At 40.7% G+C, this 18,268-nt stretch carries 17 protein-coding genes, 1 tRNA gene and 1 pseudogene; 12 read left to right on the top strand and 7 right to left on the bottom strand.

The annotated features are described in order from the left end of the window. The first annotated feature begins 4 nt into the window (after positions 1 to 4). From PN470_RS17710 to PN470_RS17700, 3 genes are read left to right on the top strand one after another with little or no spacing between them, the layout of a single operon-like run. Complete coding sequence (locus PN470_RS17710; RefSeq protein ID WP_002756283.1) at positions 5 to 694, top strand: class I SAM-dependent methyltransferase; 690 nt, start codon at positions 5 to 7, stop codon at positions 692 to 694. Between the two features lie 58 nt (positions 695 to 752). Next, positions 753 to 1,817, top strand: a complete 1,065-nt coding sequence (locus PN470_RS17705; RefSeq protein ID WP_272104882.1) for an NAD-dependent epimerase/dehydratase family protein — start codon at positions 753 to 755, stop codon at positions 1,815 to 1,817. A gap of 10 nt (positions 1,818 to 1,827) precedes the next feature. Further along, positions 1,828 to 4,053 carry a hypothetical protein gene (locus PN470_RS17700; RefSeq protein ID WP_272104881.1) on the top strand — a complete coding sequence of 742 codons (2,226 nt, stop codon included), beginning with the start codon at positions 1,828 to 1,830 and terminating at the stop codon, positions 4,051 to 4,053. A gap of 41 nt (positions 4,054 to 4,094) precedes the next feature. Here the strand turns inward: PN470_RS17700 and PN470_RS17695 are convergent. Next, positions 4,095 to 4,167, bottom strand: a tRNA-Ala gene (locus tag PN470_RS17695). A 131-nt stretch (positions 4,168 to 4,298) separates the two neighbouring features. Between PN470_RS17695 and PN470_RS17690 the strand changes: the two genes are divergently transcribed. Next, complete coding sequence (locus tag PN470_RS17690) at positions 4,299 to 4,850, top strand: 1,2-dihydroxy-3-keto-5-methylthiopentene dioxygenase (RefSeq protein ID WP_103111815.1); 552 nt, start codon at positions 4,299 to 4,301, stop codon at positions 4,848 to 4,850. A gap of 169 nt (positions 4,851 to 5,019) precedes the next feature. Here the strand turns inward: PN470_RS17690 and petG are convergent, their stop codons facing one another. From petG to PN470_RS17675, 3 genes are all read right to left on the bottom strand, one after another. Continuing rightward, on the bottom strand, positions 5,020 to 5,136 hold the full coding sequence (petG, locus tag PN470_RS17685; RefSeq protein ID WP_002738052.1) for a cytochrome b6-f complex subunit V: 117 nt from the start codon (positions 5,134 to 5,136) through the stop codon (positions 5,020 to 5,022). Between the two features lie 255 nt (positions 5,137 to 5,391). Further along, a complete protein-coding gene (locus tag PN470_RS17680; RefSeq protein WP_103111814.1) occupies positions 5,392 to 5,877 on the bottom strand; it encodes a hypothetical protein in 486 nt (161 codons plus the stop codon). A gap of 88 nt (positions 5,878 to 5,965) precedes the next feature. Then, positions 5,966 to 7,102 carry a metallophosphoesterase family protein gene (locus tag PN470_RS17675; protein WP_271937337.1) on the bottom strand — a complete coding sequence of 379 codons (1,137 nt, stop codon included), beginning with the start codon at positions 7,100 to 7,102 and terminating at the stop codon, positions 5,966 to 5,968. A 65-nt stretch (positions 7,103 to 7,167) separates the two neighbouring features. On the opposite strand from PN470_RS17675, the gene trmB reads away from it, so the two are divergent. From trmB to PN470_RS17660, 3 genes are read left to right on the top strand one after another with little or no spacing between them, the layout of a single operon-like run. Beyond that, positions 7,168 to 7,803 carry a tRNA (guanosine(46)-N7)-methyltransferase TrmB gene (trmB, locus tag PN470_RS17670; RefSeq protein ID WP_103111812.1) on the top strand — a complete coding sequence of 212 codons (636 nt, stop codon included), beginning with the start codon at positions 7,168 to 7,170 and terminating at the stop codon, positions 7,801 to 7,803. Positions 7,804 to 7,837: 34 nt separating this feature from the next. Then, the gene (locus tag PN470_RS17665; RefSeq protein WP_271937340.1) at positions 7,838 to 8,446 is read left to right on the top strand and encodes a hypothetical protein; all 609 of its coding nucleotides are present in this window, start codon (positions 7,838 to 7,840) and stop codon (positions 8,444 to 8,446) included. Between the two features lie 19 nt (positions 8,447 to 8,465). Beyond that, positions 8,466 to 9,266, top strand: coding sequence for a tetratricopeptide repeat protein (locus PN470_RS17660; RefSeq protein WP_272104880.1), 801 nt, complete (start codon positions 8,466 to 8,468; stop codon positions 9,264 to 9,266). A gap of 136 nt (positions 9,267 to 9,402) precedes the next feature. Here PN470_RS17660 and glgA read toward each other — a convergent pair whose 3' ends face one another. Together glgA and dacB are read right to left on the bottom strand one after the other, a co-directional pair. Further along, the gene (gene glgA / locus PN470_RS17655; RefSeq protein WP_271937344.1) at positions 9,403 to 10,881 is read right to left on the bottom strand and encodes a glycogen synthase GlgA; all 1,479 of its coding nucleotides are present in this window, start codon (positions 10,879 to 10,881) and stop codon (positions 9,403 to 9,405) included. A gap of 220 nt (positions 10,882 to 11,101) precedes the next feature. After that, on the bottom strand, positions 11,102 to 12,526 hold the full coding sequence (gene dacB, locus PN470_RS17650) for a D-alanyl-D-alanine carboxypeptidase/D-alanyl-D-alanine endopeptidase (RefSeq protein WP_272104879.1): 1,425 nt from the start codon (positions 12,524 to 12,526) through the stop codon (positions 11,102 to 11,104). A gap of 292 nt (positions 12,527 to 12,818) precedes the next feature. Between dacB and gorA the strand changes: the two genes are divergently transcribed. Further along, entirely contained in the window at positions 12,819 to 14,171 is a 1,353-nt protein-coding gene (gene gorA / locus PN470_RS17645; protein WP_272104878.1) for a glutathione-disulfide reductase, read from the top strand. Between the two features lie 212 nt (positions 14,172 to 14,383). Here gorA and PN470_RS17640 read toward each other — a convergent pair whose 3' ends face one another. Further along, on the bottom strand, positions 14,384 to 15,136 hold the full coding sequence (locus PN470_RS17640) for a slipin family protein (RefSeq protein ID WP_002745305.1): 753 nt from the start codon (positions 15,134 to 15,136) through the stop codon (positions 14,384 to 14,386). Positions 15,137 to 15,368: 232 nt separating this feature from the next. On the opposite strand from PN470_RS17640, the gene PN470_RS17635 reads away from it, so the two are divergent. From PN470_RS17635 to PN470_RS17620, 4 genes and pseudogenes are all read left to right on the top strand, one after another. Continuing rightward, the gene (locus PN470_RS17635; RefSeq protein WP_002738559.1) at positions 15,369 to 15,854 is read left to right on the top strand and encodes an allophycocyanin subunit alpha-B; all 486 of its coding nucleotides are present in this window, start codon (positions 15,369 to 15,371) and stop codon (positions 15,852 to 15,854) included. Positions 15,855 to 16,076: 222 nt separating this feature from the next. Then, on the top strand, positions 16,077 to 16,589 hold the full coding sequence (locus PN470_RS17630) for a hypothetical protein (RefSeq protein ID WP_002738762.1): 513 nt from the start codon (positions 16,077 to 16,079) through the stop codon (positions 16,587 to 16,589). 24 nt (positions 16,590 to 16,613) lie between these two features. Continuing rightward, a complete protein-coding gene (locus PN470_RS17625; protein WP_271937350.1) occupies positions 16,614 to 17,123 on the top strand; it encodes a tetratricopeptide repeat protein in 510 nt (169 codons plus the stop codon). Between the two features lie 662 nt (positions 17,124 to 17,785). Then, positions 17,786 to 18,268 (top strand): annotated as a pseudogene (locus PN470_RS17620) (cation:proton antiporter); the annotation flags it as partial.

The following is an 18,268-nucleotide window of genomic DNA, read 5'->3' as shown; positions in this document are numbered from 1 at the left end:
AACCATGTTAGACGAGCAAGTAACCCGACAAATGGAATACTTAAAGAGACTTTACGAAAGTCGCTTTAATCCTCAAGAAAGAAAAGCAAAATTAGCTCTTTGGAAAGTTTTGGTTAATAATTTTTTACAAAATTATGTTACTGTCAATGATACAGTTTTAGATATTGGTGGAGGTTACTGTGAATTTATTAATCAAATTCGTTCTAAAAATAAATACTTAATCGATCTTAATCCTGATGCAAAAGTTTTTGCTAATCCTGATGTAACGGTATTGAATCTCAATATTCTCAGTATTAATGAGCAGCAAAAACTTGATATAAGATTTGATAAAATTTTTATCTCCAACTTTTTCGAGCATTTAAATAGTGCGGAAGAATTAATCGAGGTTTTGGGATTTTGTTATGACATTTTAACACCGGGCGGATCACTTCTAGTGATTCAACCTAATTTTAAGTATTCTTATAAAGAATACTATGATTTTATTGATCATAAACTACCAATAACTCACCTTTCTTTAAAGGAGTTATTGGAAACAATTGGTTTTAGAATCGATACTTTAATTCCTCGTTTTCTACCATTTTCTACGAAAGGAAGACCCGCTTCACCCACCTTACTCAAAATTTATTTAAAATTTCCTATTTTCTGGAATTTCTTGGGTGGGCAGCTATTTGTCAAAGCCACCAAACCTAGATAATTACTGACAATACAGTGATTCAAAGTAACCTATAAATACTAATCAAGATTGTACAATTATGACTAGGCAAGTGTTAATTACTGGTGGTGCGGGTTTTGTGGGTAGTTCTTTAGGTTTAGGATTAGCCCAACGTTATCCCGACTGGAAAATTATCGCTTTAGATAACTTAAAACGTCGCGGTTCCGAGTTAAATATTCCCCGTCTCAAACAAGCAGGAATTGAATTTGTTCATGGAGATGTCAGAAATGCGGAAGACTTAGAAGCATCCGCTTTGCCAGTGGATTTAATCCTAGAATGTTCGGCAGAACCTTCGGTTTTAGCTGGTTATAATTCCCCCGGCTACGTTTTGCAAACTAACTTAATTGGAACGATTAACTGTTTAGAATTAGCTAGACAAACCCAAGCAGATTTTATTTTTCTCTCCACCAGCAGAGTTTATCCCATTGCCTATCTTAATCAATTAAACTATACAGAAACAGATACTCGTTTTCAGTTATCTGAACAGCAAAATTTACCCGGGGTTTCTGCTTTTGGTATTAGTGAACAATTTCCCCTAGATTTGCCCCGTTCTCTCTACGGTTCCACTAAGTTAGCATCGGAATTGATTATTAATGAATATGGGGATGCCTACGGATTAAGAACTTTAATTAATCGCTGTGGAGTTTTAACTGGTCCTTGGCAAATGGGAAAAGTTGATCAGGGAGTTTTTGCCCTTTGGGTGGCTAATCATTACTTTCATAAGTCCTTAAAATATATCGGTTATGGGGGTACGGGGAAACAGGTTAGAGATTTTCTTCATGTAGCTGATTTACTCGATTTAATCGATATTCAGATTGCTAATTTAGAACAATTCAAAGGGCAGACTTTTAATGTGGGGGGTGGGCAAGATTTTTCCTTTTCCCTTTATGAAACTACAAAACTATGTCAAGAAATCACGGGCAATAGTATAATGATTGAGGCAATTCTCGAAAATCGCACCGGAGATATGCCAATTTTTATCACTGATTCCCGCAAAATCAGTTCTATAACTGGATGGCAACCCAAGCGAGACGGTAGAAAATTAATCCAAGATATCTTTGATTGGATTTATAATCACGAGAAGGAATTAAAAGGAATTTTTTAACTCAAAAATTATGCAAAAAAAATCTCTCGATTTACCTGTATTCGTCAAGGGAATACTAATTATTATTACTGCCTACTTTTTTCTGGCAAATTTGCCTATTATTGATCGGTTAAAAAGGGGCTTAGATGCTTCTTGGGCTTTTGCTATTAGTGATGCTGCCCATAAACAGTTAATTTTTGGCCAAGATATTATCTTCACCTATGGACCCCTAGGCTATCTGATTCATGGCACATCTTTAAATCACAACTTTTCCCAAATTATCTATTTTCGCTGGTTGATACACCTTTGTCTATTAGCAGTAGTTATTCTCAGATTATTATTTATTAAGGACTATAGCAATCAAATAGTTTTTGTGCTGTCAATTATTTTTGCTACTCTAGTAGGAAATCCCTACAACAGTGTCGGCTTTACTGTTGATTATCAGATAATATTTATCCTCCTGATACTCATGTCTTTTGATAACTTTTTTCAAAAGTATATCAATTATTTAGCTATGGCTATTGGCATAATCACTGGGTTCTCTATACTCACGAAACTAACTCTAGGAATTTATCTAGCAGGCAGCCTGTTTATCTACATAATCGTTAATATTGTTCGGGGATATTTTCAGAAGTCACCATCGATAGTTATAAAAAATGTTCTCGCTGGTATTAACTTAACTTTAACCATTCCTTCCATTGCCTTTATTTTTCTCTATCCAGCTGCCTCTAACCGAGCCTTTATTCACATTATAGTTAATTTTTGCATTGCTGGAGGAGTGGCTTTAACTCTCTGGTTTATCGTCAGATCTGCCCGCCTATCGGCACCCCCCTTATTAAGAGAGGCAAGGGGTATCAAAGGCAGAATCTATCTTCTATTTAATCATAACCACTTACTTAACTTCTTACCTCTGTTAGTATTTTATGGGCTTTATGGGTTACTTCTTATCCAAACAATTAATCTAGATAATTTTCCCTCTCTCATCGGATATTTAAGCAATTCTTGGCAAATTTCTTCTGGTTATTCCAGTGCGATGAGTATTGTAGGAAATTACCCGCGTTTACTAATTGCTTTGCTCTGCTTTGCCTTAAGTTTGCTTTTAATGTCTCTGGCAATTATAGACCAAAAAATTAGTCTGGCTATTGCCTATATTTTTCCCATATTTTTATCATTTAAGCATGGATTTGTTAGGCAAGATGCTCACGTTGTTGTTTTTACACTTGTGGTTATTGTCTTAGCTTCTCTCTATACAATAATTATTAAAAAATCTCGGTTTAAGAAAATTGCTTATTGTGCTTGGGGAATAATTTTTTTGGGATGTATTATTATCACCTCTAGTCCTAATTGGACTATATTGGAAAATGCTCACCAGTGGAGTAATTTCAGTCCCGATAGAGTGGTTAATAATATCGGGGTTGTCATTTCCTCTATGCTTAATCCCAGAGAATTAAAAATGCGAGGTGAAAGGAGTACAACTCAAAATTTACAAGTCATTGCTACCGCTACCAAAATACCCGATTCTGTGCTGGGAAAAGTGCAAGGCAAAACTATTGATATAATTCCCTGGGAATTTTCACTGATTCCGGGCAATCAGCTTAATTGGAAACCGCGGCCGATTATTCAATCTTATGGTGCTTATACAGAAAAACTGGATGAACTAAATTATCAAAGCTTATCTAAATCTCCCAGAGATTATCTGATTTATCACTTTCAATCTATTGATGGCAGACATCCTTTTTTTGATGAACCTAAGGCCTTTTCTTATGTGGTTTGTAATTATCAACTTGACTCGGTAAATTCACCCTTCCAAGTCCCCGCAATCAAAACCAACTTTTATCTTTTAGAAAAACGAAATATCAGTCGTTGCAGTCTAACCCCTCTAGGAGAGACTACTAATATTACTTGGGATCAAGTCTATGAATTACCTACTCGTAATAGTGGGATTACTCGTGTTCAAGTTAAATTTGAATATTCTTGGTTGGGTAAAATAATCAAAAAAATATTTAGAATCCCTCCCGTGATAATTAACGTTAATTATCTCGATGGAACTCAAGCCAATTTTCGCTTTGTTCAAGACAATTCAGCTAATGGAGTTATCCTTAGTCACTTACCAAGAAATGATCAGGAATTAATGGCATTTTTTCAAGGAAAATTACCACCACAAGTCAAATCCTTTAGCTTTTCTGTCAGTAATCCTCTGCTATTCTCCCCAGAAATAAAAGTAACGCCTTTTTGGGAAGTTGAGACTGGTTCATAATCTTTCTTGAACCTTGAAAAGCGGTTAATATCTCTGGAAAATGGAGAATAGGGAACTCGAATCCCTGACCTCTGCGGTGCGATCGCAGCGCTCTACCAACTGAGCTAATTCCCCAGATATAGACCATAATAGCATTTTTGAGCAGAAAATCCTAGGAACTGGCAAGGGATCGAGGGGCAAAAAATCGAGCGGCTTGCCTCTGGAAAACTTTAAAATGAAAAAAGTAATCTTGAGGATGATAACCAATGGCGATACTACGCTTAGAGAATGGGACAACCTATACCCAGTTAGCCGATATTAGTCTGGAATTGGCTAAATTAAATGTCACTTTAAACTATTGGCCGATCGAAAACGAGGCCACCCGTCAGCTACTTAAACAAGCTTCTCTGACTGACGAAGAAAAAGAAATAGTTTTAACCAGCTTAGACGGTTATTTTGAGCAACTAAAGCAAGAAGCGGGTTATCAAGCTAGAGATTTAATCGTTTTACACCCTGAAATTCCCAATCTCGACACTTTACTGGCCAAATTCGAGCGCTGTCACACCCACGCTGACGATGAGGTGCGTTATATCATTGATGGGGAGGGGGTTTTTGGCTTTGTCTTTCCCGATGGTTCTCAGGGGGAATTAACTATTCAACCTCAAGAATATATCAATGTTCCCGCCCATACCGAACACTGGTTTCACCTCACTGCCAGTAAACGAGTTAAAGCAGTGCGTTACTTCACCACTACCGCTGGATGGGTTCCCGAATACACGGAAACCGTTATTCGTTTTCCTAGTTTAACAGCCGTGTAGCTCTTGGTTTTAGGCGATCGCTCTCCCAGTAAGACAGATAAGTTTTGCGGGGATGGCAACGCCGGCAGCCACAATCTGTTAAGCGGCAAATCTGTCCTGTTGAAAATCTCCCGTCCAGTGCCTAGCCAGACGGGAGATTTTCTCAATTCGGGGGATTGGCGTGATAGATTTAGTCTAAGCCGAATTGATTGCCCCGTTTGTACTGTAAATAGGCGGCAACGAACAAACCCGCTAGGGTAATGGGAATTAAGCCTAGGACAATCCCTAGCACTAAAGGTTCAATCACGTCTGTACTCCTTGGATTAGCAATTTTTCACCCGTATTTTATCCTAGCAGGGGTTGCCCGCGAAAGATAGGGCGATCGTACATACTTCTTAAGTGGGGTGTTGGGGTAGTGGGGTGTGGGGTGTGGGGTGTGGGGGGTAGTGGGGAATTTAGCTGAAATTTCCCTATCTCCCTATCTCCCTAAATCCCTGACTCTTATCTCCCGACTCCCCAAAAGGAAAACTTGCTATCTCACCATTAAGATAACTGCTCTACTTTAGGAGCGATCGAGAAAAAATTTTCTCAATTTGCCTTTACCCCAAGAGCGATCGATTTCGTGCCAGAGATTGTGGAGACAAAAAACCACTGCGAGACAGAGAGTAACCGCAAGGATTTGAGAGAAACTTTCCCTTTGCCAAAATTTTGCCATTGCCTCCGAAATCACCCGCGTTACCCGATAAGCTTCCAGAAAACCCTCGATCGAGCCGAGAATCAGTGCTGCTAGGGTATAAACAAAGGTTCGATATAGAACACTAACGTAACGGGGACGATTTTCTAACCATTCTAGCTTCATGGCTGCGTCGAGAATGGCCACGGTTTTTGCCGCAAGGATCGCTCCTACGATCGCTTTACCCAACACGTAGGTGGTAATCGAATACTCTTCCAGAAATAATTTCATGATCAGAAGAATATAACCGAAAGCCAAGAAAAAAAAGAGGGCAAGAGAACCGATTTTTTTTAATTCCTTTTTAAGTGCTTCCATTTATTTTTATTGATTTTTTTTTGATATTTTCTGCCAAGATAGCGGCCGCGTACCATAACTATAAGCTATAGTTAATTATTTGTTGCAGCTATTCTCCCATCTCCGGCAGAAAGTTTGAGCGCTGATAACTAAACTGATGTTTGAAACTAATTACAGCTTGATTGTCGATAAAATGAGGATTACCGAGGGGATCGACGGCACTGAAAGCGTAGAAATAACGGCGTGCTAGGGGCGGAAAATCGCTAAAATCGAAGATTGTGTCACCTTGGGCCACATCTGCCCAAAAATTGCGTAATTTTGGGGCTAATTCCTCCGCTAGACTCACGGGAAGATTGAGGGGATGACAGGTTAATAAACGCATCATAAAAGGATAAGAGCGATCGCCTAACCATTGCCGAGAAATAGCGGGTAAATTCTCCCATCCGGGTATATTTTGCAGATGAAAGGATTCTATGGCTAATTCAACCGTGTTTTCGCAATATTCTAGCACCCGGTAGGGATGGGGATAACTGACGAGGGAACCGGTGGTAATTTCATAGATACCTCTAGTAAAAGCCAGATCCTGCACGTGGAGATGGCCAGTAATCAACAATTTTACGCCGTTTTCCTGTAGTATATCGAGCAATTCTACCGCATTAGCCAACATATAGCGTTTACCTAATTCATGATTGCTTTGTCCGGGTAAATGCTCGATAACGTTATGATGGATCATCACCATCACTAGATCGTTTTTTAGCGCTGGTAAAATCTGTTTTAACCAATGCAATTGTTCTGCATCTAAACTGCCAATTTGTTTACCTTGCTCATCAAATTGATTAGAATTAAGACCGATTAATTGCACTCCGGGTAAAATTTCTTTTTGGTAGTATATTTGTTCGGGATTCCTGTAACCAAATTGTTGATAATAAAAGGGAAAATCTCCTAAACCGATCTGGTTTTCTGTTGCGGTTAAACTCAAAACATCATGATTACCCGGCACCACATAGACGGGGAAGGGTAAAGTGGCTAAACAATCGGCTAACCAACGATGATTTTCTGGTTCACCATCTTGGGTTAAATCGCCAGCAATCAGCAGAAAATCGAGGTTAAGGGTGATGAGATGGTCTAAAACAATTTTTAAAGCGGGAATACTCACTTCCACCAGATGAAAGCGATTAGAATGGTTCAAAATGGTTGTGGGTAAAGCGATATGAGGATCGCTGAGAATGGCGAAACGGAAATTCATCGCACGCAATTGGGCTAAATATCGGTAAACTAGATCGATCGAGGAGAAATGAGGAGAAAATATCTTTGGCTAAAGTTCGCGTTCGTCAGCACGTCAATCCCTTAAGTCATAAATATCGCCATCCGATCGCTCCCCCCGATTGGAATCAAGTTTATCAGGATATGACGCAACCTCTCCATCTTGATATTGGTTGTGCGCGGGGTAAATTTTTGTTACAAATGGCTCAAGTATATCCAGAAATTAATTTTTTGGGGATTGAAATTCGTCAACCTTTGGTAATTGAAGCGAATCAGGAACGGGAAAGGTTAGGATTAAAAAATCTCGCTTTTGTTTTTGGCAATATGAATGTTACCCCAGAAATTTTACTGCAATCTTTGCCCGTAGATAAGTTATTTTGGGTGTCGATTCAATTTCCCGATCCTTGGTTTAAACAGCGTCACAGTAAGCGTCGGGTTGTGCAGCCGGAATTAGTCATAGCTTTGGCTAAATATATGGTATCTGGAGGCTGGGTTTTTTTACAGTCGGATGTGGAATCGATCGCCCTGGAAATGACGGAGAGATTTCAAGCACATCCCCATTTTGTTCGGCAACATCAAACCCCCTGGTTAGCGGAAAATATTTTCCCCGTAGCGACGGAGAGGGAAAAGTCCACTTATAATAAAGGTCAACCAGTTTATCGCTCGCTTTTTCGAGTTCGGTAGCTTCAGTTAAAATATTTTGGCACTGTCTGAAATCATGGTTATAAATCTCGACTCACCCCTAATACTTGAGGACAATAATCGCCCCCCCGTCTCTCAATTGTTAGAATTTCTCTTAGCAACAGAAAAAAACAATAAAAAAACTAAAGAAAATCTTACTTTTGAGGCTTTAGTCGGTACTTGGCGATTATACTTGATCACGGGAACTCAAAAAGCGAAAAAGAGAGCGGGAATTGTTTTGGGTAAGGGGCGCTATCTCCCATCCTGGTTAAAAATTACCATCTCTTACCAAAGAAATGAGAGCTTAGAACTGGGAGAATTTGTCTCTGGAACCGTCAGCAATCAGATATTTTTAGGGGCAGTAAAACTATCTGTAAGCGGTCCAGTTAAGTTTTTTCCTAAAACCCGTCTTCTTGCCTTTGATTTCACCCGGCTCAACCTAACCCTATTTAATCGCTCTCTCTATTCAGGTTTTATTATAAATGGCCAGGTAAGCGGAGCTAATTTTTATCAGGAAAGCATCAAAAAACAGGCATTTTTTGCCTATTTTCTGATCACAGAAACAATGATAGCAGCCCGGGGACGAGGGGGAGGATTAGCCCTTTGGGTAAAAGAGGTAAGTGAGACAAAACTAGCTGAAAAATAAGTTATTAGAGGAGAAATAGATGGGATATTCTATCGAGGTAGATGGGACAAATTTTGACAGTGAAGTGATCGAGAAGTCCTATATAAATACAGTGATTTTAGACTTTTATGCCCTGTGGTGTGGACCCTGTAAATTGGTAAAACCGATGCTAGAAAAACTGGCAAGCGAATATAATTTTATCCTGGCCAAAATAGATATAGATAAAAATCCCGAATTAGCCGAACAATACGATGTGGAAGGAGTTCCCGATGTGCGAATTGTCAGCAAGGGAGAAGTGTTACCCTGTTTTGTCGGTGCTTTGCCAGAAGAACAAATTAGAGACTTATTTTCCCGTCTCGATTTACAATCGGAATTAGAAACAGGATTAGCAGAAATCAAAGAAGCGATCGCCCTCGATAATTTGCCCGCAGCTAAACAATTATTTGATCGTCTTTTCCCTAAATATCCCAACGAACCGCGATTAGTTATTATGGCGGTAAAATTTCTCATGCGTCTGGAAAAATGGTCAGATGCCTATCGATTAATCAGTGCTATTAAAGAGGAAAATCCTGTTATCAAAGGTTGGAAAACTCTCCTAGAATTTCAACAGTTAAAACCAGAAAATAATCCCCTCGATCCGATATTTTTTACTGGGATTAATTTCGCCTTAAAAGAAGATTATGCCGCCGCTTTAGATAAACTGATCAGTCTGGTGGAAGAAAGTAGAAAATATCGTCAGGATGGGGCAAGAAAAGCCATGTTAGCCATATTTCAGATTTTGGGAGTTAGTCATCCCCTCACCCAAGAATACCAAGCAAAGTTAACATTTCTGCTCTACTAAGTAGGGTTTAATGAAAAAGTTTGTTGGTGGGGTTAAGAGTCGGTCAAAACTAAAGCAATTACCCCGGTAATTTCAACAAATCTATTCCTCGAATTTCTGTTGACAATTGCCAGGGAATTGCTAGAGACAAGACAGTTTATTTGTGGCGAATCATTTCATAGAGGGCAACGTATTCTTCCCCAGGGCGATTCCAAGAGTAATCGCATTCCATGCCTTGAATCGCTAATTTTTGGAATTCTTCTGGCTGAGTGTACCACAATTCCAATGCCCGGGACATGGCTGATTCTAGGGCATTATTATCGGGATCAAAAAAGACAAAACCATTGCGTTCTTCGGGTTTGTGATAGGTATCATAATCGCGATCAAAAACAGTATTAACTAAACCACCAACTCCCCGGACAATGGGAACAGTTCCATATTTTAAGCCGATTACTTGTGTCAGTCCGCAGGGTTCAAAATTACTGGGAACCACAATCATATCAGCACCCGCATAAATGAGGTGAGATAATTCCTCATTAAAGCCCAATTCAATATGAACATCAGGGTTATTATTTAGGTGATTTTTTTCGTGCCAGAACCAGTTATTAATTAACGATTCGGTGGCGGAACCTAAGAGGACAAATTGCGCCCCGCGAGCTAAGGCATAATACATGGCATGGTGAACTAAATGTACGCCTTTTTGGTCATCTAAACGACCGACATAACAAATTAAGGGTTTTTCTGGTTCATCTCTTAACCAGAGTCTTTCTCGCAGTGCCTTCTTATTGCGTGCCTTCTCGGAGAAGTTATCAATACCGTAGGGTGCAGGAATAAATTTATCTACTTCTGGGTTCCAGATATTGTAATCTAAACCGTTGAGAATGCCAGTAAATTTGTGTTGATGCTGGTGAATTGTATGACCTAAACCGTAACTAACATCGGTGTGGTGTGCTTCCCAAGCATGGTGGGGTGAGACGGTATTGAAATAGTTGGAAAAGACGATCCCACCTTTCATAAAATTAATCACAAAAGGATTGAAGTTATCGCGCATTCGGGCATAGCTAAAGTAGTAAGTATCGTTATTTAATCCTGTTGCCCAGAGAATTTCTGCACCACCAAATCCTTGATGTTTAAAGTTATGGATGGTGTAAAGAACGCGCTGATTGCCCATACCATGATATTTATAAATTTCAAAAAGTAAGGGCGGAATTAAACCCGTTTGCCAGTCGTGACAATGAATTATATCGGGACGTTTATTACTTCTGAGCAAAAATTCTAAAGCGGCTTTAGAGAAGAAGGCAAAACGCATATTATCGTCTTTACAACCGTAGTAAGTACCGCGATTAAAGAAATTATCCCCCGAATTGGGTTGAATAAAGAAACACAAGCGCCCGTGTACCCAACCACAAAAAACGTTACAGTGAATTGCGCCACCGTACCAAGGCACCCACAGGTCCCGATAAGCCTCGTGTAAGCCCCAAATTTGGTCGTAGCGCATACAATCATACATGGGTAGGATTAGCTCCACGCAATGACCGCGAATTTCTAATTCTCGACTCAATCCATATACCACATCCCCCAATCCCCCAGCTTTAATCACCGGGGCGCACTCGGAGGCAACCTGAACTATATACATATATCAATAACTCCCTCGATTAATCTACAGGTCAGCTAGAAGCAATTTTTACAAAAGTATACAGTCTTCTGTGATTAAATGGCTCGATCGAATTAGTTGCGGGTTTGGGTGTTGGGGTGTTGGGGAGAACAAAGCTGCCTTTTGCCTTTTGCATGAGTGCCTTTTGCATGAGTGCCTTTTGCCTTTTGCCTTTTGCCTTTTGCCTTTTGCCTCCTCAATATTAACAGCGTTTTAACTGTCCTAGGAGCAAAATCACCTCATCGATGCCGTTTCTGAGAGTATTGGCGGGTTTATCGCTGTTATTGACGGTTATGCTAAAGATTAGGGGTTGATTGTCGGCGGTTTCTAGATAACCGGCGAGAGCGATAACTCCGGTTAAAGTCCCGGTTTTTGCCTGTAATCGTCCTTCTAGGGGAGTCTGGCGAAATCTATTGGTTAAAGTGCCATCAATGCCGCCAATGGCTAAAGAACGACGATAATCAGGATTTTCTGCCATTAGTTGTAATATTTGACCTAAAGTATTGGGTTTAATCAGGTTTTGTCGTGATAGCCCCGAACCATCGCCGATTTTATAACTATCGCTGTTAATTCCCAGTTTTGTTAAAGTTTCTTGCAATCCCGACACACCGCCGAGCATTTGTAGTAGGGTTTCGGCTAGTAAATTATCGCTATTTTTATTGACTTTTTCCACCAAATATGCTAGGGGTTCTGATTCTAAATTGGTGATTTCATCGCCGAGAATTTCTGAGCTAATTTCGGCGGTTTTAACGGTAATTCCCGCTTTTTCGAGGATATTACGCCAGCGATTAAGGAAATACTCCGAAGGTTGGGGAATAGCTAAATTAAAATCATCTTGACTATCGATAGCCAGAGAACCAGTGATAATTAGGCGATTATTGGCTAAATTGCCCTTAATTGCCAGATTATTCGGGCTTCCTTGCGCTGCGGTGCTGGTTTGATTCTCAATTAGCCATTGTTTAGCGGCAATGGGATCAGACCATTGTAAATCTAAGCTTTGCCCCAATTGTCGCGGTAAAAGCCTTAAAGTGACGGAATTTTCGTTTAAAACCAAGCTAGAAGCACTAACTGCGTAGTCAAAAAAGACATCTTCCCATTCCCATGTTTTTTGACTATCGGAGACGACAAAAGGACTAGCAACGACAATTAAGCGATAAATTGAGTTAATTCCCCCTGCTTTTAACTTTTCTGCCAATTTTTCTAACTTTTCTGTGGTTATGGTGGCATCTCCCCTCCCGACTAAGGTTAAAGTTTCTAAATCGGGGGGGTTGCCTTGGGCTAAAATGGGGGTTTTCAGACGATAATCGCGGTTAAATTTGCTAAAAGCGGCGGCAGTGGTTAATAATTTCGCAGTAGAAGCGGGAGTAAAAAAGTTATTTTCGTGGAGACTATAGAGATTTTCCTGAGAATTGAGGGATTTTACTAAAATTCCCCAGTAAGCGCCTTGATAATCGGGGCGGGACAAAATGCGATCGATCTCGGTGGCTAAGTCTGCTGGACAGATAAACTGGGAAGGGAGAGAATTGTCTTGACTGATGGGGGTTGCGAGGGTGACGGGATGGTTTACCCAGAGAAATAGGGAACAAGTCCCCAAGAGAAAAGATAATTTCGAGCGGCGTGTTAGCATAGGATTAAGTCTTGGCAGTAGGTAAATTGACTCTAAGTAGCTGGTTATAATTAAATTAAAAATGGATTTTAGGTTTGATCCCCCCTGCCCCCCTTAATAAGGGGGGTGCCGATAGGCGGGGGGATCTGAAAGTTTTTAATACCTACCTACTTAATTTAGCAGCATTAGTGACCATATTCTGCTAGTTACTCGATAGATTCAGTTAGGGATTGATCCGAGATATTCGCTCCCCTTTTTGCCAAAAAAGTTTCTTGATTCCGTCAAACTTCTATTCATTTGCGAGGATGTTTTTATGAGTTATGATTTTGATTTATTGGTGATTGGTGGTGGTTCTGGTGGTATTGCCACCGCTAGACGGGCAGCCGAATACGGGGCAAAAGTGGGATTAGCAGAATATGATCGCTTGGGAGGAACCTGTGTTAATCGCGGTTGTATTCCTAAAAAATTAATGGTTTATTCTAGTCGTTTTCCGCAACTATTTAAGGATGCGGAAGGTTACGGTTGGAATCCGGTAGAGAGTCAGTTAAATTGGCAAAAATTAATTAGCGCGCTTAATCAGGAAACTATCCGTTTAAATGGCATTTATCAAAAGATGCTCGATAATTCTCAAGTGACGCTTTTTCCTAATTATGCCAAGTTTCTTGATCCCCATACCCTGGAGGTGGGAGATCAGAAAATTACTGCCGATAAAATTTTAATTGCCGTGGGGGGACATCCGGTTAAACCCGATATTCCGGGGATCGAACATACGGTAGTTTCTGATGCCATGTTTCAACTGCCAGAACAACCGAAAAGAATTATAGTTTTAGGGGCGGGATATATTGGGGTAGAATTTGCTGGTATTATGCACGGATTAGGGACGGAAGTGGTGCAGTTAATCCGTAAAGACAAGATTTTAAGAGGGTTTGATGAGGATATCCGCGATGAGATTCAAGCGGAAATGATCCGTCAGGGAATTAAAATTATGCCCGAAACTTTCCCCACTTCAATCGAGAAAACTGCCGAGGGGTTAAAGGTACATATTCAGGGTCAAGAAACCTCAGAAATCTTATTTGTTGATGCTCTAGGTTTAGCCGCTACTGGCAGAATTCCTAAGCTGGAAAAATTAGGCTTAGAGAATGTCAATGTCGAGGTAAAAAATCGGGCAATTGTCGTCAATGAGTATAGCCAAACCAGTGAAGATAATATCTATGCCGTGGGTGATTGTACCGATAAAATTAATTTAACTCCCGTGGCGATTAATGAGGGGCGAGCTTTTGCCGATACAGTCTTTGGTAATAAACCCCGGTTAATGAGTTATGAAAACGTTCCTTCGGCAGTATTTTCTACTCCTGAAGCGGCGACGGTGGGATTAACAGAATTGCAAGCAAAAAAACAATATGGTGACACGGTAATTAAAGTTTATCGGTCTAAATTCCGCCCTGGTTACAATGTTTTACCAGGCCGAGAGGACAAAACTTTGATGAAATTAGTTGTCCATCAGGAAAGTGGTAAAATCCTTGGGGCGCACATGGTGGGAGATCACGCCGCCGAAATTATTCAAGGAGTAGCCATTGCCGTAAAAATGGGGGCGACAAAAGCCGATTTTGATGCCACTGTCGGCATTCATCCCAGTGCTGCCGAGGAATTTGTCACCATGCGTTAATTAAGTAGGTAGGCGTTAAAAATTATCAGACACCCCCCTTATCAAGGGGGGATTAAGGGGGGATCCCCCCGCCTATCGGCACCCCCCTTATTAAGGGGGGCAGGGGGGATCAAAGACAAAATCTATCTTCAATTTAATTATAACCACTTACTTAAACCAACCTAACACACCAGAGAAAATTAACCTTTTTGGCTATTGACAACTGAGCCATTTTATGATTTTTTTTCAGTTAATTTTTGAGCGAGATTTAAGATATCGGAGGGGAGCATAATCACGGTACTGGTGTTATTTTCCGCTCCAATTTCCGTTAACATTTGTAGGCGGCGTAATTCCAAAGCGGCGGGATTTTCCATGATTAATCGGGAAGCTTCCGCTAATTTTAGCGAAGCTTCCTGTTCTGCGGCAGCTTTAATCAAACGGGCCCGTTTTTCTCGCAATGCTTCCGCTTCCTTGGCCATAGCTCGCTGCATACCAGTGGGAATTTCCACATCTTTCATCTCCACCCGTTCGATATCGATGCCCCAAGGTTCGCTAATTTCATCGACAATTTGTTGAACCGCTTGATTAATTTTGTCTCGTTTTTGCAAGACATCATCGAGATGATTTTGACCGACGACATTTCTTAAAGTGGTCATGGCCGCTTGATAAACGGCCGCAGGATAGGATTCGACTTTATTAATCGCTTTGCTAGGATCGATAATGCGATAGTAGAGAACCGCATTAACCTTAATTGTGACATTATCGGCGGTGACAGTTTCTTGCGGGGCAATATCGACGGTTTTGGTGCGAATATCCAGCTGCATTTTTTGGTCAACTAGGGGAATGATCCAGTACAGTCCGGGGCCTTTGGTGTCTTGATAACGACCTAGGCGAAAGATAACACCACGCTGGTATTCTCGATCGATTTTAAAGCCATTTAACCCCAGAATGCCCGCTATCAACAGCAAGGGTGCTAGAAATTCCATATTAATTACCACTTATCGGGTTCAAGTTAATCAGTGTGCGGTGACATCTCAATTGCCATCTCCTCGCTCCTGACCACTAATACATTCATTCTAGACAGTAACCGGGCTGTCGGGGAAACTCATAACGAAATATTACAATTTTTAGGAATTGCCCACCCAGCAGGGATGACTCGACTTCCAGACCCCGACCTGAGATAAACTACAGAATGTTATCAGAATTTACCTTGATATTATGAGCGTAGTTAGCCAAGTCATCCTCAAAGCCGACGACGAACTTCGTTATCCTAGTAGTGGTGAACTACAGGGTATCGGGCAATTTTTAAAAACCGGTGAGCAGAGAATTCGCATTGCCGAGACTCTCGCTGAAAATGAGAAAAAAATCGTCGATCAGGCTCAAAAACAACTGTTCAAGAAACGTCCCGATTATAGAGCGCCGGGGGGTAATGCCTACGGTCAGCGTCAATATAATCAATGCTTGCGCGATTATGGTTGGTATCTGCGTCTAGTTACCTATGGGGTATTAGCCGGAGATAAGGGTCCGATCGAACAAACCGGCCTGATCGGGGTCAAAGAGATGTATAACTCTCTTAATGTTCCCGTCCCCGGCATGGTGGAGGCGATTCGTTGTCTCAAAGAGGCCGCTTTAGGTCTTTTGACTCAAGAAGATGCCGTGGCAGCAGCCCCCTACTTCGACTTTATCATCCAGTATATGTCCTAAGCGATCGGGACAATCCCAGAGGCCTGAAGTCTGAAAAGGGGCAATTTTCCCCTCTTTCAGGGTTCAGGCTTGACTTTTTTCAGTGATCAGTAAACAGTGATCAGTAAGCAGTAATCAGTAAAAAGACAGTAGTAAACTGGCATTTGATCAGGCTCACTTAATACATACTGCTCACTTAATACTCAAAACTGATAACTGATAACTGATAACTGATAACTGATTATGTTTTGGCGCATTATACTACTTACTTTTCTAATACCATCGGTCTATGGGCTGTTTGGCTGGTCGATCGCCCAGGAGCGTTTATCATGGAGTGATTGGTTACTTGCCCGCGGTGATGAGATGAATTGGACTCTCACTAGCGAATGGCTAGAAATCATCATCTATATCCTAGCGGTAGGGGTTATCCTCTCAATTGCCCTAGGATTAACTCTGTTTAGTAACTTAATGCCGCTATTTTTCCGCAGTTGGTTTAAAAATGATATTAGCGCTGTATTATCAATTCTTGGCTGGTCCTTGGCGGTAGTCTTTATCTTCCACAAGTGGGCGGTATTTACTCGAGCTTTAATTCTGTTAGCTGCTGCTATCCTCGGTCGTCTAGAACTTCAGGAAGCGGGTTACAATAGGTGGCAAGTTTTCCTGACGATCACCATTCTCTGCTTAGGTAGTTTTAGCTTGGGAATTTGGGCTTATAATCTTTGGGGTCACGAATTTCATCAAGTTACTACTGATTAATCTTATCTCTAATCTTGAAAAAGTATGCCAAAAAAAAATAACGATACCCTCAAACGAGTCTTAATTGTTTCCTCTGGTTTAGTATTTTTGGCTTTAATGGTGGTGCCAACTTTAGGTTTATGGAAAAATAATAATTCTAATTCCCCCCAAGGCAGTCAACCCGGGCAAGAGGCAACTATTGCCCCCGAAAAATTACAAGAAATGGTCAAAGGTTACGAGAAAATTCTTGAACGCGAACCAGATAACCCCACTGCTTTGCAAGGACTGGCCCAAGCTCGCCTACAGTTAAAAGATTTTATCGGAGCTAGAGAACCTTTAGAAAAGTTATATCAAAAATATCCCAACAATCTGGAAGTTATGCTGGTTCTTTATGGAACAAGATTACAAACTCAAGACGTTTCTGGAGCGAAAAGTATCCTAGAAAAATTAGTCAAAAATTATCCCCAAGAACCGAAGTTTAAAGAAGAATTAACTCGTTTAAATCAAGCGATTGCGGCAGCTTCCAAACAGCAAACCCCAGAACCTAAAAAGTAATGAAAAAAGAATTAATGGCTCTCCTAGACTGAGTAGGATCGATTAGTAACAAAACGCCAATTTAGGAGGACTCTTCGCCTAAAGTTATCAAAGTTGTTTAACCGATAAGCCTGACTGCTTGACATAAGTGGGTGAAAGCTAGTAGCAGAGGAACTGGGAGAAAAAAGGGTAGAGAGATATAATTGGTTGAAGTAATCACACTTTCGCGCTCCTTTAAGTTTTGATAAGCTAAGACGCATTTAAAACGCTTATTCTTAGATTAGCCGAACCTTCCCCAATCCCTTTACTGTTGCCTTTTGACTCTTGCCTCTTGCCTCGTCTCAACAAGCAATTTAAATTACGAACAGCTTAATCCATATTTTTGCTAATAAACATAGCAAAAGTATGGATAATTTCTTGACCTAAGATCACATCACATTTTATTCTTTTTTCCACTTCTATCTAAAAATCGAGAAAAAAGCAAGACCTTCCATTATACCATAAAAAAATCATGCAAGAAGTCTATTATAGAACCAAAACAATCTATTTGCCACCCGAAAAATTCTTGATCAATAGGACTCGATCGAGGATAATTAGAGAAAGTATCTTTGCTGGTGAAATTGAGCAGATTAGTCCAGGAAAACCCTGCCCTAGACAAAGTAAAGATCAGAAAATCCTACACCATCAATACTCTAACGATCGCTTGGATAGTCGTTCCCTTTTTGAGTGGCTTTATTGGCTATTTACTGTCTTGCTGGGCTAAATATCTGTCCTTAATTACTTCTGTTATCTCTCTCGCCTATTCTCTCCTTCTATTTAGCCAATCCGCCCCCATAACCCTCAACCTACTGGATAATTATGGCGTGAAACTGGTAGCCGATCAGTTAAGTGCCTATTTTATCCTCACCAATGCCCTGGTGACCATGGCTGTGATCCTTTATAACTGGGAAAGTAGCAAAACCGCCTTTTTTTACGCCCAAGCTATCATTCTCCACGGCAGCATTAATTCTGTCTTCGTCTGTGAAGATTTTATTAGCGTTTACGTTGCCTTAGAAGTAATTAGTATTGCCGCTTTTCTGGTGATTGCCTATCCTCGCAGCGATCGCTCTCTCTGGGTTGCCCTGCGTTATCTGTTTATCAGCAATGTGGCGATGTTATTTTACCTT

It is taken from the genome of Microcystis sp. CS-574, from assembly GCF_028329095.1.
Lineage (GTDB): Bacteria > Cyanobacteriota > Cyanobacteriia > Cyanobacteriales > Microcystaceae > Microcystis > Microcystis ichthyoblabe_A.
Note: the sequence above shows the minus strand (reverse complement) of the source record. Positions and strands in the feature narration are given on the sequence as shown.

Bases quoted from the DNA above. Each gene is read 5' to 3' on its own strand.
- dacB (WP_272104879.1), bottom strand. From the start codon at position 12,526: ATGCTAACACGCCGCTCGAAATTATCTTTTCTCTTGGGGACTTGTTCC.
- gorA (WP_272104878.1), top strand. From the start codon at position 12,819: ATGAGTTATGATTTTGATTTATTGGTGATTGGTGGTGGTTCTGGTGGT.
- PN470_RS17675 (WP_271937337.1), bottom strand. From the start codon at position 7,102: ATGAATTTCCGTTTCGCCATTCTCAGCGATCCTCATATCGCTTTACCC.
- PN470_RS17705 (WP_272104882.1), top strand. From the start codon at position 753: ATGACTAGGCAAGTGTTAATTACTGGTGGTGCGGGTTTTGTGGGTAGT.
- PN470_RS17680 (WP_103111814.1), bottom strand. From the start codon at position 5,877: ATGGAAGCACTTAAAAAGGAATTAAAAAAAATCGGTTCTCTTGCCCTC.
- PN470_RS17640 (WP_002745305.1), bottom strand. From the start codon at position 15,136: ATGGAATTTCTAGCACCCTTGCTGTTGATAGCGGGCATTCTGGGGTTA.
- PN470_RS17710 (WP_002756283.1), top strand. From the start codon at position 5: ATGTTAGACGAGCAAGTAACCCGACAAATGGAATACTTAAAGAGACTT.
- PN470_RS17690 (WP_103111815.1), top strand. From the start codon at position 4,299: ATGGCGATACTACGCTTAGAGAATGGGACAACCTATACCCAGTTAGCC.
- PN470_RS17700 (WP_272104881.1), top strand. From the start codon at position 1,828: ATGCAAAAAAAATCTCTCGATTTACCTGTATTCGTCAAGGGAATACTA.
- glgA (WP_271937344.1), bottom strand. From the start codon at position 10,881: ATGTATATAGTTCAGGTTGCCTCCGAGTGCGCCCCGGTGATTAAAGCT.
- PN470_RS17630 (WP_002738762.1), top strand. From the start codon at position 16,077: ATGTTTTGGCGCATTATACTACTTACTTTTCTAATACCATCGGTCTAT.
- PN470_RS17635 (WP_002738559.1), top strand. From the start codon at position 15,369: ATGAGCGTAGTTAGCCAAGTCATCCTCAAAGCCGACGACGAACTTCGT.
- PN470_RS17660 (WP_272104880.1), top strand. From the start codon at position 8,466: ATGGGATATTCTATCGAGGTAGATGGGACAAATTTTGACAGTGAAGTG.
- PN470_RS17625 (WP_271937350.1), top strand. From the start codon at position 16,614: ATGCCAAAAAAAAATAACGATACCCTCAAACGAGTCTTAATTGTTTCC.
- PN470_RS17665 (WP_271937340.1), top strand. From the start codon at position 7,838: ATGGTTATAAATCTCGACTCACCCCTAATACTTGAGGACAATAATCGC.